At 70.3% G+C, this 12,108-nt stretch carries 11 protein-coding genes; 3 read left to right on the forward strand and 8 right to left on the reverse strand.

Features of this window, described 5'->3' with window-relative positions:
* Positions 1 to 43: 43 nt before the first annotated feature.
* Positions 44 to 706: a response regulator gene (locus K7854_RS17240; RefSeq protein ID WP_226027415.1), complete on the reverse strand. Its 663-nt coding sequence runs from the start codon at positions 704 to 706 to the stop codon at positions 44 to 46.
* Positions 703 to 1,980: a sensor histidine kinase gene (locus K7854_RS17245; protein WP_226027416.1), complete on the reverse strand. Its 1,278-nt coding sequence runs from the start codon at positions 1,978 to 1,980 to the stop codon at positions 703 to 705. The genes K7854_RS17240 and K7854_RS17245 overlap by 4 nt, the downstream gene beginning before the upstream one ends.
* 94 nt (positions 1,981 to 2,074) lie before the next feature.
* On the opposite strand from K7854_RS17245, the gene K7854_RS17250 reads away from it, so the two are divergent.
* Positions 2,075 to 2,635: a GNAT family N-acetyltransferase gene (locus K7854_RS17250; protein ID WP_226027417.1), complete on the forward strand. Its 561-nt coding sequence runs from the start codon at positions 2,075 to 2,077 to the stop codon at positions 2,633 to 2,635.
* A gap of 17 nt (positions 2,636 to 2,652) precedes the next feature.
* Here K7854_RS17250 and K7854_RS17255 read toward each other — a convergent pair whose 3' ends face one another.
* The 6 genes from K7854_RS17255 to K7854_RS17280 all read right to left on the reverse strand — a co-directional run bounded on the left by K7854_RS17255 (position 2,653) and on the right by K7854_RS17280 (position 9,812).
* Positions 2,653 to 4,188, reverse strand: coding sequence for a type IV secretory system conjugative DNA transfer family protein (locus tag K7854_RS17255; RefSeq protein ID WP_226027418.1), 1,536 nt, complete (start codon positions 4,186 to 4,188; stop codon positions 2,653 to 2,655).
* A gap of 43 nt (positions 4,189 to 4,231) precedes the next feature.
* A complete protein-coding gene (locus K7854_RS17260) occupies positions 4,232 to 5,644 on the reverse strand; it encodes an ATP-binding protein (protein ID WP_226027419.1) in 1,413 nt (470 codons plus the stop codon).
* Positions 5,645 to 5,656: 12 nt separating this feature from the next.
* Positions 5,657 to 7,198, reverse strand: coding sequence for an SCO6880 family protein (locus tag K7854_RS17265; protein ID WP_372481041.1), 1,542 nt, complete (start codon positions 7,196 to 7,198; stop codon positions 5,657 to 5,659).
* A 14-nt stretch (positions 7,199 to 7,212) separates the two neighbouring features.
* The gene (locus tag K7854_RS17270; protein ID WP_226027421.1) at positions 7,213 to 8,547 is read right to left on the reverse strand and encodes a hypothetical protein; all 1,335 of its coding nucleotides are present in this window, start codon (positions 8,545 to 8,547) and stop codon (positions 7,213 to 7,215) included.
* Positions 8,537 to 9,337 (reverse strand): DUF8175 domain-containg protein, encoded by an 801-nt coding sequence (locus tag K7854_RS17275; protein ID WP_226027422.1) that lies wholly within the window; start codon positions 9,335 to 9,337, stop codon positions 8,537 to 8,539. The genes K7854_RS17270 and K7854_RS17275 overlap by 11 nt, the downstream gene beginning before the upstream one ends.
* 166 nt (positions 9,338 to 9,503) lie before the next feature.
* A complete protein-coding gene (locus K7854_RS17280; RefSeq protein WP_019526682.1) occupies positions 9,504 to 9,812 on the reverse strand; it encodes a DUF8827 family protein in 309 nt (102 codons plus the stop codon).
* Positions 9,813 to 10,161: 349 nt separating this feature from the next.
* Between K7854_RS17280 and K7854_RS17285 the strand changes: the two genes are divergently transcribed.
* A complete protein-coding gene (locus K7854_RS17285; RefSeq protein WP_226027522.1) occupies positions 10,162 to 11,181 on the forward strand; it encodes a C40 family peptidase in 1,020 nt (339 codons plus the stop codon).
* 206 nt (positions 11,182 to 11,387) lie between these two features.
* Positions 11,388 to 12,104 carry a phosphatase PAP2 family protein gene (locus K7854_RS17290; RefSeq protein WP_226027423.1) on the forward strand — a complete coding sequence of 239 codons (717 nt, stop codon included), beginning with the start codon at positions 11,388 to 11,390 and terminating at the stop codon, positions 12,102 to 12,104.
* Positions 12,105 to 12,108 lie beyond the last annotated feature (4 nt).

The raw sequence follows: 12,108 nt of genomic DNA on the forward strand, positions 1-12,108 counted from the left end.
TCTGCGTTTTTCCCCCCGATCAATCCCTGGCCCCGTTCCATCCCTAGCCCACCAGCTTCGTTTCGTAGGCCAGGATGACGGCCTGGACGCGGTCCCTCGAGCCCGTCTTGGCCAGGATGCGGCCCACGTGGGTCTTCACCGTCGACTCGGCGAGGTGGAGACGCTCGGCTATCTCCGTGTTGGTCCAGCCCTGGCCCATGACGCGCAGGATCTCGGTCTCCCGGTCGGTGAGCGGGGACAGGCGCGGATCGGGGGAGACCGCCGGGGTGGTGGTGGCGGCCGGCAGGTGGTGGACGTATGCGTCGAGGAGGCGGCGGGTCAGGCTGGGGGCGACCACGGCGTCGCCCGTGGCCACCGCGCGGATGCCGGAGAGGAGTTCCTCCGGCTGGGCGTCCTTGACGAGGAAGCCGGAGGCGCCGGCGCGCAGGCCGGAGTAGGCGTACTCGTCCAGGTCGAAGGTGGTGAGGATGAGGACGCGGGTGCGGCCGCCGCCCGCGACGATGCGACGGGTCGCCTCGATGCCGTCCAGGCCGGGCATGCGGACGTCCATGAGGACGACGTCCGGGTGGAGTTCGGTCGTCATCCGGGTCGCTTCCGCGCCGTTGGACGCCTCGCCGACGACCGTCATGTCGTCCTGGCTCTCCAGGAGCATGCGGAAACCGAAGCGCTGGAGGGGCTGGTCGTCGGCGATGAGGACGGTGGTCACTGCGGGGATTCCTCCGGTAGGTGCAGATGGACGCGCCAGCCCTGCTCGGGGGCCGGGCGGGGGCCGGCCTCAAGTGTGCCCCCGTACAGGGAGGTTCGTTCGCGCATCCCGGGCAGGCCGCGGCCGCCGGAGAGCGCGGGGGACGGGAGCGGGGTGGTTCGGCCGGTGTCGGTGACGGTGAGGGTGACGGCGCCGCCCGCCTCGTAGGAGAGGTCGATGTGGGCGGTGGCGTCGGGGCCGGCGTGCTTGAGGGTGTTGGTGAGGGCTTCCTGGATGACGCGGTAGAGCGTGAGCTGGCGGCCCTCGGGGAGTGCGGGCTCGCCCTTGATGGTGGTGCGGACGGGCAGGCCGGCCTGGCGGACGCCGTCCAGGAGGCGGTCGAGGTCGGTGAGGGCGGGCTGCGGGGCCAGTTCGGGTGCCTGGCCGGCGCCGCCGTCCTGGTCGTCGTCGCGCAGGATGTCCAGGAGGCGGCGGAGTTCGCCGAGGGCCTGGCGGCTAGTCGTGCCGATGGCGTCGAGGGCCTGGGCGGCGCGGTCGGGGGACTTGGCGGCGGCGTAGCGGCCGCCGTCGGCGAGGCCGGTGATGACGGAGAGGTTGTGTCCGATGATGTCGTGCATCTCCCGGGCTATGCGCGCGCGTTCGGCCGCCGCGGCGAGCCTGACCTGCTGGTCGCGTTCGGTCTCCAGGCGGCGGGCGCGGTCCTCAAGGGCGGCTGTGTAGTCGCGACGGGTGCGCACGGTGATGCCGATGAGCACGGCCACGCCGAGGGACACGAGGTGCGAGCCGACCTGCTGGTTCCAGGAGCCCGCGCTGTCGCCGTAGCGGACGACCGTGACACAGGCCGGAACGGTCGCCAGGGTCACCGCCCACCAGAGGTTGCGCAGCGGCAGCCGCAGGGCGATGTGGTGGACGAGGAGGAGTTGGAGCAGGGCGGCCTGCAGGGCGGCGCCCGACCAGGCGCTCACCAGTGCCGGAGGCAGGGTGATGAGGAGGGCGGTCGCGGGGTGGCTGCGGCGCCAGAGGAGGGGGACGGAGAGGGCGACGCTGAGGACGAGGACGAGGCCGAAGGGCACGTCGGGGTTGTGGGCGACGTTGTCCCAGCCGCCGCTGGTGGCGTCGATCAGGGCGGCCAGTACCCAGAAGCCGGTGAGGTGGAGGTCCCACACGAGCGGATGACGGTGGTCGAAGGAACGGATCCGCCGGTTGACACGCTGGACGTACTCGGTGAGGGGTTCGGCGGCTCGGTCTTCCGGCACCGGCTTCACGGGCTGCATCCGACCATGGTCGGGGATGGGGGCGACGCGGGCGTCCGCCTGGGGGCCGTATATGAGGTGAGGAGCGTAGTACCCGGGTATTACGGTGACCGGCATGAGTGCCTCGGTCCCCGGTGACTACGTGATCCGCTCCATACGCGCCGACGAGTGGCCCGCGGTGAAGGAGCTGCGGCTGCGGGCCCTGCAGGACCCCGTCGCGGACCTCGCGTACCTGGAGACGTACCAGAACGCGGCGGCGCGGCCGGACTCCTTCTGGCAGGAGCGGGCGGCCATGGGCAGCGAGGGGGCTTCCGGAGCGCAGCAGCTCGTCGCCGTCGGGCCCGGCGGGCTGTGGCTCGGCACGCTGACCGTGATCGTGGAGGAGGCCGGCACGACGGACTGGGCCGGGTTCCCGGTGGACCGGCGGCAGGGGCACGTCGTCGGGGTGTTCGTACGGCCCGAGTGGCGCGGGAGCGGGCTGACGAAGGCGCTGTTCGACGCCGGTCTGGAGTGGGCCTGGGCGAGTGGTCTGGAGCGGGTGCGGCTCATCGTGCACCCGGACAACGGGCGGGCGCGGGGCGCCTACCGCAAGGCCGGGTTCGTGCCGAGCGGGCGGACGGTGCCGCTGGAGGGCGGGCCCGGCGACCACGAGTTGGAGTACGTGCTGGAGCGCTGATTCGTCCCGTGCCGCGGTCAGACGGGGAGTTCGTCGTGCGGCCAGCGGGCGCGGCCCTGTTCGCGGGAGCGGAGCAGGGCCAGGGTCGGCATGCCGAGGTCGGTCCCGGTGGCGAGCAGCTCCGGGAGCTGGGGGAGCGGGGCCACGGCCGCGACGTCGTCCAGGACGAGCGTCAGTGGTGGGTCGAGGCGACCGGAGGATGACCGTTCGGCCATGCGCCGGCCGCGCTCGACCACGCTGGAGACGAGCGCCGTCAGCAGCGGCATCGCGCCCGGGCTCGTGCGGGGGTCCTCGATGGATTCACCCACCACGTAAAGGGTTCCCTGTTCGTGGACGAAGGAATCCAAGGCGAGGGCATCATTTCGGTTGGGAGTGCAGGCCTCGCGGATATTGACCGTGGAGAGCGCGGCCAGGGCCCGGGCGGTCAGCTGCTGGGCCATGTCCCGGCGTTCGGGGTGGGCGGTGAGGGACCCTTCGAGTTCTCCCGCGGAACCGGGGGCGGCCTTGGGATGGGTGCGCAGGATGCGGACGGCGTCCTGCACCTGGAGGCCCTGGGACCAGCGGTGGACGTGGCGGATGGTGCGGCCGTCGATGGCGGCGGCGTGGAGGTAGCTGCGCAGCAGCAGTTCGGCCGTGTCGCCGACCGCCTGGTCGAGGCGGGCGGTGGGGCGGACCGGGGTGAGCAGCGCGGCGGCTCTGGCGGTGGCCGTCTCTCTGTCCTCGCAGCCCGCGGTGGGGGACCAGTGGAAGCGGGCCGGGGTGTCGCAGAGGTGGTTCGGGTCGTAGAGGTGGGCGGGGCCGAGTTTCGCGCGGGCGTCCTTGGTGTCCGACCAGAGGGCCGGGTTGGAGGTGATGACGAGGGCGGCGCCTTCTGCGTCCCGCAGGGTTTGGACGGCTGCTGAGTGGCGGCCTTCCCTTGGGCCGTAGTGCACCCCGCCTTCGGCGCGGTTGGTTTCCCACCCGCCCACTCGCTTGCCGTTGGACACAGCGGCCAGGGGCTCGGTTTCCGGAGCCGGGGCTTGTTGCGGCGCCCTGGGGGTGGGCACCTCGTGCACCGGTACCTCACTTACCGGTACCTCGCTTACCGGTACCTCGTGTACCGGTGCTTCCCGGACTCGGGGCTCCCCGACCGGCTGCTCCTGCGCTGCCGGTGCCGGTGCCGGTGCCGCCGCCGGCACCTCGCGCCGTCGCTGCCGTACCGCGCGCCACCGGGCGACCGTGCCCATGACGAACACCGTGAGTACCACCAGCACCATCAACTGGCCGATGAACAGCCCCCAGAACAGCCCGTACCCGGAGAGCGCCGCCCGAGGGGCGTCCGGCCAGGCGCCGGGGATGTCGTGGGGCTGGGCGATCAGCTGGCGCATGGCCTGCGGGGTGCCGGTGAAGCTGACGCCGTCGGGCCAGGAGCCGTGCGCGAACAGGGCGGACAGGCCGGTCGCCGTCCACACCAGCAGGGTCATGCCGAGGAGGAAGGCCAGTATGCCGATCAGCAGGCCGTCGGGGATGCCGCCCTGGGCCGGCCGCTGGTCGCGGCGGTCGTCCGGTCTCATGCGTCCGGTGCCTCTCCGTCTCTCGTGCTGTGCCGCCGTCGTGCTAAGCCACCGTCGATTCCGACGAGTCGCCGATGTGCTGCTCCATGAACGCGGCCGCCCGCTCCTCCGCCTCCAGCTCGGCGGCCCGCAGGGCGTCGTCGGTCAGATCGGAGGACGACTCGGTCATCGCGCGGTCGGTGAAGACCAGGGGGCGTTCGGTCTCGGTGATGAGGTGCTTGACCACCTGGACGTTCCCGTTGACGTCCCACACCGCGATGCCGGGGGTGAGGGACGGGATGATCTCCACCGCCCAGCGGGGCAGGCCGAGGACGCGCCCGGTGGCCCGTGCCTCGTCGGCCTTCTGGGCGTAGATGGTGCGGGTGGAGGCCATCTTGAGGATGGCGGCGGCCTCTCTGGCGGCCGCCCCGTCGACGACGTCGGACAGGTGGTGCACCACCGCCACGAACGACAGACCCAGTCGGCGCCCGAACTTCAGGAGCCGCTGGAACAGCTGCGCCACGAACGGGCTGTTGATGATGTGCCAGGCCTCCTCGACCAGGAAGATGCGCTTCTTCCGGTCCGGCCGGATCCAGGTGTGCTCCAGCCAGACGCCCACGATGGCCATGAGGATGGGCATGGCGATGGAGTTGCGGTCGATGTGGGAGAGGTCGAAGACGATCAGCGGTGCGTCGAGGTCGATGCCGACGGTCGTCGGGCCGTCGAACATGCCGCGCAGGTCGCCGTCGACGAGGCGGTCCAGCACCAGCGCCACGTCCAGGCCCCAGGCCCGTACGTCGTCTATGGCGACGTTCATCGCCTCGGCGGACTCCGGCTCGGGGTGGCGGAGCCGCTCGACGATGTCGGTGAGGACCGGCTGGCGTTCGACGATGGTCTCGTTGACGTAGGCGTGCGCGACCTTGAGGGCGAAGCCGGAACGCTCGTCCAGGCCGTGGCCCATGGCGACCTCGATGATCGTGCGGAGCAGCGCGAGCTGGCCCGTCGTCGTGATCGCCGGGTCGAGCGGGTTGAGGCGGATGCCGTGGTCCAGGGCGGCCATCGGGTCGAGGCGGATGGGAGTTATGCCCAGCTCCTCGGCGATGAGGTTCCACTCGCCGACGCCGTCCTCGCCCTGGGCGTCCAGGACGACGACCTGGCGGTCGCGGAAGCGGAGCTGGCGCAGGACGTACGTCTTCTCCAGGGCCGACTTGCCGTTGCCGGACTCGCCCAGCACGAGCCAGTGCGGGGCGGGCAGCTGCTGGCCGTAGAGCTGGAAGGGGTCGTAGATGTAGCCCTTGCCGGAGTAGACCTCGCGGCCGATGATCACGCCGGAGTCGCCGAGGCCGGGGGCGGCCGTGGGCAGGTAGACGGCCTGGGCCTGGCCGGTGGACGTGCGGACGGGGAGGCGGGTCGTCTCCACCTTCCCGAACAGGAAGGACGTGAAGGCGTCGGTGAGGACGGTCAGCGGGTCCCGCATCAGGCTCAGCCCCTACCTTCGGATGCCGGTGGCGAACGGAAGAGTGTTCACGAAGGCGCGATGGTGCTCACGGTCGCACCACTCCAGTTTCAGGTACGACTTTCCGGCCGAGGCCCTTATCGTCCGCTTGTCGCGGGCCAGCGCCTCGGGGGAACGGGAGGAGACGGTGATGTAGCCGACCAGGTTGACGCCGGCCGCGCCACTGGCGAGGTCCTCGCCGCGCTGGTCGAGGCGGCCGTGGGCGGCGATGTCGCGGGGGTCCACGGTCCGGTTCATCTTGGCGGCGCGGGACGCCTCGGCGTCGTCGTTCGTCTTCTCGGTCAGCATGCGTTCGATGGCGACCTCGGTGGGTTCGAGGTCCATCGTCACGGCGACGGTGCGGATCACGTCCGGGGTGTGGACGAGGAGCGGCGCCAGGAAGTTGACGCCCACCGGGGTCATCGGCCACTCCTTGATCCAGGCGGTGGCGTGGCACCAGGGGGCGCGGGTCGCGGACTCCCTGGTCTTGGCCTGGAGGTAGGTGGGCTCCATGGCGTCCAGCTCGGCCGGCCAGGCATTGCGCTTGGTCATCGCCTGGATGTGGTCGATGGGATGGTCCGGGTCGTACATGGCGTGGATCAGGGAGGCGAGCCGGCCCTGGCCCAGCGGCTGGCGTACGCGGATGTCGGCTTCCTGGAGGCGGGAGCAGATGTCGGTCAGCTCGCGCGCCATCACGACCGCGAGTCCGGCGTCCCGGTCCAGTTTGCGCCCGGTGTGCGGGCGGGCGGCGCGGGCCATGGTGTGGGCCTCGGCGGCCAGCTCGCGGTTGTAGTGCATGCAGGCGATCAGATAGGCGCGGTGCTGCTCGCTGCTGGTCGACACCATCGACTGGAGCTGGTCGTACGACTGCTGCAGCCACGCCGGTGACCTGTCGTCGCCGCGCTGGGCGACGTCCTTGGCGTGTGCGTCGGGGTCGGCCGGGAGGGTGCGGGCGAGCATCTGGATGCGGGTGACGAAGCCGTCGCCGTTGGCCACGTGCTTGAGCAGGGTGCCGAAGCGGTCGACGAGGGCTTCCTGGTCCTCGGAGTCGCGCAGTCCGACGCCGGGGCCCTCGATCTCGATCGCGGCCGTCACCGTCTTGCGGTCGGCGTGCAGCAGTACGGCGATCTCGTCGGGCCCGAAGGGCGCCGCCAGCCAGGAGATGCGGCCGATGCCGGGCGGCGGCCCGACCTCGACCTCCCGGCCGTCGATCCTCGTGCCCGCCTCGATGGCGCCGGAACGGTAGGTCGTACCCCTGCGGAGGGTGCGCTTGTAGCTGCGGTTGATCTCGAACCACCGGTAGAACGTGCGGTGGTTGTACGGCACGTAGACCGCCGCCAGGGCGAGCATCGGGAAGCCGACGAGCAGCACGATGCGCAGGGACAGGACGGGGACGAGCAGCCCGCACATCATGCCGAGGAACGCGCCCGCGACGATCAGCGCGATCTCTCCGGTCTCGCGGTTGCGGCCGACGATCGCGTTCGGCCGGGCGCGGCCGATCAGATACGTACGGCGGGGCGTGACCGTATGGGACATGTGGGACTCGGTCGTCAACGCCCGTCACCTCCTGTGCTCTTGCTGTTGCGGGTGTTGCTTGCGTGCGGTGTGTTCACCGGGCTGCCGGAGCGCGGTGCGGGTGCGGCGGAGGGGACATTTCCGCCGCCGCCGTTCGAGGGGCGCGAGCTGTGCGCGGCGACTCCGCCGGAGGCGGGGTTGGAGGGGCGGGCGGCTGCGGAGGAGGACTGTCCGCCGCCGCCGCCGTCGCCGCCGCTGCGGGTGCTGTGGGTTCTGATGCCCTGGGCGACCAGGTTCGCCGGGGAGCTGATCACGGCGGCGGCCTTGCCCTCGGCACCCTGCATGATGCGGTTGTTGCGCCCGTTGGCGATCTCGTCGCCGAAGCCGGGGACGAAGCGGTAGATCATCGCCGAGGCGAAGATCGCGAGCAGGATGATGGCCAGGCCGGACACGATGGCGGCCACGGAGTCGGGCCCGTCCTCCGTGGTCAGCGCGCCGGCCAGGCCCAGCACGATGACGATCACCGGCTTGACCATGATCACCGCGATCATGATGCCGGCCCAGCGGCGGACGTGGCCCCACAGGTTCTTGTCCACCAGGCCGGCGTAGACGACGACGCCGAGCAGGGCGCCGACGTAGAGCAGGACGGCGCGCAGGTACAGCTCCAGGTAGAGGACGCCGGCGGCGACGATCGACACGAAGGACACCAGGATCAGCATGATCGGGCCGCCGCCGATGTCGTTGCCCTGCTTGAGCGCCTGGGAGAACGTGCCGAAGAAGGTGTCCGTCTGGTCGCCGGTGCCCTTGGCCAGGACGTCGGTGACGGCGTCGGTGGCCGACACGACCGTGTACAGGATCAACGGCGTGAAGGCCGACGCCAGGACGGTGAGCCAGAGGAACCCGACGGCCTCGGAGATCGCGGTGGTGAGCGGGACGCCGCGGACGGCACGCTTGGCCACGGCCAGCAGCCACAGGACGAGCGTGAGGAACGCGGACGCCGCGAAGACGACGGCGTACTGCTTGAGGAAGGTGTCGTTCGTGAAGTCGACGTCGGCGGTGCTCTTGACTGCGTCACTGAGCGTGTCGACGGTCCAGGCGGCGGCGTCGGCACAGCCCTTGGCGAGGGAGGAGAGGGGGTCGAGGGTGCTGGGGAGCGTGTCGGGCGTTGACCCGCCACCCCCGGAACCACCGCCTTCGCCTCGTTCGCAGTAGTCCTTGGCGGGGCCCACGATGAGGTCGCAGTTGTCGTCCGACGGGGTCGGCGACGGCGTGGGGGCGGCTGCGGCACGGGTGGCGACCAGTACGAGCGTGGTCTGTACGGCGGTCAAGGCCGTCGCGGCCTTGAGTACGCGGCGCTGGTCAGCGGGCATACGTGAACCCTCCGTACTCCTGGACGGCCTTGGACATCTCGTCGGCGCTGGAGGCCTTGTTGTCGCCCGGGACAGGCGCGGGGCCGTCCTTCTGGGAGAAGGACTCCACCTTCCAGTCGCCGCCCACCCAGCGCAGCTGCAGGGTCATGGTGAACCAGTCGCTGCTGACGGGTGTGGTGGTCTTTTCACCCGCTGTGCCGAACACCCCCGTGCACCAGACGTCCACGGTCGCGTTCGTGTCGGAGTACTGCGTGGTCTTGGTCCCGATCGGCATGGTGCGCGACACGTAGGTGTTGCCACCTGTGGCGTTGCCGTTCTTGTCCAGGCCGATGCTGCTGAGGAACTTTTCGCTGTAGGCCTTGTCGAACTTGTCGGCGAGAGCTGCCTGTTTGTCGGCGACGAAGACCCGCCGCACGATGTCGTCCCGCAGGGCCGGCTTGACGATGTCGGCCGATACGAGAGTCACCGCGTAGTTCGCCGCCGCGCTCTGTGCTCCCTGTTCGTCATGGGCGAAGCCCGCCTGTACGGGGCGCGTGCCCGACGGTGCCGTCGCCGACGTCTTGGGCTTGTCGCCGTCGCCGCCCTCCGCGGATGCGGAATCGTCTCCTCCACGGTTCGCGAAGGCGATCGCGGCGATGAGCAGGACGACGACGCCGACCACGGTGACCAGGCTCCGGGAGGAGGAGCGGCTACCGCGCCGGGGGCCGCCGTCCTCCTCCGGCAGCCGGAGCCGGGTCTGGCCGGTGCCGCCGTAATCGCCGGACGACTGGTGATCGTCTCCGAGACTCATGCCGCGTACGCCCCCTCGACGTCGGGTCGGCCGTGTACGTACGACGGTAGCCGTGCTGGTTCCCGCTCGGGCGCGGTGTTATGACTCGACATCAGGGAAACGCAACCTCAGCCGGTTGGCACGACGGGCGGGTGGGATGGAGGGGGAGGAACGGTTGGGTGCCGGGCTACACGGCCATCCCGTACACGATGGTGAAGAGCGTGCCGAGCGAGCCGATGATGAACACGCCCGTCAGCCCCGCGATGATCAGGCCCTTGCCCTGCTCCGCGCTGAAGGTGTCCCGCAGAGCGGTGGCACCGATGCGCTGCTTGGCGGCGCCCCAGATGGCGATGCCGAGGCAGAGCAGAATGGCGACGGCCATCACCACCTCGATCATCACCTTGGCCTCGTTGCCCAGGCTGCCGAAGGGGCCCCAGTCCGGAGCGATCCCCCCGATGATGGTGTTGATGTCTCCCTCGTCGGCCGCAAAGAGCATGTAAGTCACCGCCCCTGTTGGGTAGTTCCGCGCCCTCTGCGGACATGCAGAGGTCAAGCCTCATTGTCGCCGACAATGGCACCGTCGCATGTCGACTTGGCGTCATTGATTGGCGGGTTTCGTACGAACAGCTTGCCACCGGTCCGCGCCGGGCCCTGGCCGGGTGGTGCGGAACGGTGTGCGAAGAGTCGTATGGTCACTCTGTGTATCACGTGAGGTTACACCGGGCAATGATGCGGGGGCGCAACCTGTCACGCGGTTCCGTCGTTGGACCTCTTTCGGGTGTTCGCGGCCGACGCGGTCAGGTGCCGTGCGACATGGCCGGGAAACGGCACTGAACGGTGCACCCATGGGGGATGGTTGGGGCATGCGCAAGATGTGGGTCGGAGCCGGTGCCGCGGTCGCCCTGGGGATGGGCTTCGTGATGCTGCTCGTCGTGGGTGTCTACCTCGTCGCCGGGAACCTGGCCGGCGGTGCGGGCGGCGGGGCCAAGAAGCTCGCCAAGGGGAGCGTGCCCGCGGCGTACCAGCCGCTCGTCCAGAAGTGGGGCAATCTCTGTCCCGCCATCAACCCCGCACTGCTCGCGGCGCAGTTGTACCAGGAGAGCGGGTTCAACCCGAAGGCCCGGAGCGCTGCGGCGGCGCAGGGGATAGCGCAGTTCATCCCCGGGACGTGGGCCACCCACGGCATCGACGGGGACGGGGACGGGGACCGGGACGTGTGGGACCCGGCGGACGCGATTCCGTCGGCGGCGTCGTACGACTGCTCGCTCGCCTCGTACGTGAAGGACGTGCCCGGCGATCCGACCGAGAACATGCTGGCCTCCTACAACGCCGGGGCCTATGCGGTGATCAAGTATCAGGGTGTGCCGCCGTACAAGGAGACGCAGAACTACGTCAAGGTGATCACGACCCTGGAGAAGAGCTTCGCTGCGCCCGCCGGGCGGGTTGATCCGTCCGAGCAGGCTGCGGGGGCCATTGCCTATGCGCAGAAGAAGCTGGGGACGCCGTATCTGTGGGGTGGGAACGGGACGGCCGACCAGGGTGGGCGGTTCGACTGTTCGGGGCTGACCAAGGCGGCATACGAGAGTGTGGGGATCAAGCTGCCGCGGGTTGCCAACGACCAGTACAACGCGGGGCCGCATCCCGGGCGGGACGAACTGCTGCCGGGTGACCTGGTGTTCTTCTCGGACGACCTCACCAACTCGCGGGCCATCCGGCACGTGGGGATCTACGTGGGCGGCGGGTACATGATCGACGCGCCGCGGACGGGGGCGGTCATCCGGTTCGACCCGATCGACACTCCCGACTACTTCGGGGCCACCCGGGTGACCGAGGATGGCGCGAAAGCGCTGCCCACCACGGTGTGAATGGGAGGGTGTGGACTCAGCGTGAAACCCTGCCCTGAGCTGCGGCGACGTGTCTCTCTTCGATAACGTCTGCGTGATCATTCAGTGGAGTGTGGAACGTATCAACAGGGGACGTGCGTTCCTGTTGACGTACAGCTGACCACGGGGGTGGCAGAAGAGGCGTGCGACAGGTGCGCCGGAGGACATGACGAAGGGGCCGCAGCACCATGGCTGGACTCGCCGAATCCGGGTCGAACCCCGACGTCGAGCTGCTCTACGACATCAACGGCCTGGCCAAGGACGCGCCGCACTGGTTCGACCGGGTCATGGAGTTCGTCGGTGAGTACGGACTGCTGTTCGCGATCGTGCTGCTGGTGCTGTGGTGCTGGTGGGGTGTGCGGCGGCGGGGCGGCGAGGACGCTGCCTCGAACGTGGCCGCGCTGGTGTGGGCACCGCTCGCCGCCGGGGTCGCCGTACTGGTCAACGTGCCGATACGGGGGTTCGTCGAGCGGCCGCGGCCCTTCAAGTCGCATGACGGGCTCGAAGTGCTGGTGGAGGGGAAGAACGACTTCTCCTTCGTGAGCGACCACGCCACGCTCTGCATGGCCCTGGCGGTCGGACTCTTCGTCGCCAACCGGAAGTTCGGGATCGCCGCCATCGTGCTGGCGCTCTTCGGCGGCTTCGCCCGGGTCTACATGGGCGTGCACTACCCGACGGACGTCGTGGGCGGGTTCGCCCTCGGTACGGCGGTCGCGCTGCTGCTGTCGCCGGTCGCCATGGCCCTGCTGACGCCGCTGACCCGGGCGGTCGAGCGTTCGCCCCGGGTGGGGTGGCTGGTCAGCGCGCGGGGGCGGACGGGTGCCGCCGGGCGCGGTGCGGTGATCCCCGGGGCGCGCAAGGAGAGTGCCGCCGAGGCGTCGGGCGAGCGGGATCTCGCCGCCTGACGCT

The organism is Streptomyces hyderabadensis (genome assembly GCF_020404845.1).
Lineage (GTDB): Bacteria > Actinomycetota > Actinomycetes > Streptomycetales > Streptomycetaceae > Streptomyces > Streptomyces hyderabadensis.

Bases quoted from the DNA above. Each gene is read 5' to 3' on its own strand.
- K7854_RS17245 (WP_226027416.1), bottom strand. From the start codon at position 1,980: ATGCAGCCCGTGAAGCCGGTGCCGGAAGACCGAGCCGCCGAACCCCTC.
- K7854_RS17275 (WP_226027422.1), bottom strand. From the start codon at position 9,337: ATGAGTCTCGGAGACGATCACCAGTCGTCCGGCGATTACGGCGGCACC.
- K7854_RS17290 (WP_226027423.1), top strand. From the start codon at position 11,388: ATGGCTGGACTCGCCGAATCCGGGTCGAACCCCGACGTCGAGCTGCTC.
- K7854_RS17260 (WP_226027419.1), bottom strand. From the start codon at position 5,644: ATGCGGGACCCGCTGACCGTCCTCACCGACGCCTTCACGTCCTTCCTG.
- K7854_RS17285 (WP_226027522.1), top strand. From the start codon at position 10,162: ATGGGGGATGGTTGGGGCATGCGCAAGATGTGGGTCGGAGCCGGTGCC.
- K7854_RS17270 (WP_226027421.1), bottom strand. From the start codon at position 8,547: ATGCCCGCTGACCAGCGCCGCGTACTCAAGGCCGCGACGGCCTTGACC.
- K7854_RS17265 (WP_372481041.1), bottom strand. From the start codon at position 7,198: ATGTCCCATACGGTCACGCCCCGCCGTACGTATCTGATCGGCCGCGCC.
- K7854_RS17250 (WP_226027417.1), top strand. From the start codon at position 2,075: ATGAGTGCCTCGGTCCCCGGTGACTACGTGATCCGCTCCATACGCGCC.
- K7854_RS17280 (WP_019526682.1), bottom strand. From the start codon at position 9,812: ATGCTCTTTGCGGCCGACGAGGGAGACATCAACACCATCATCGGGGGG.
- K7854_RS17255 (WP_226027418.1), bottom strand. From the start codon at position 4,188: ATGAGACCGGACGACCGCCGCGACCAGCGGCCGGCCCAGGGCGGCATC.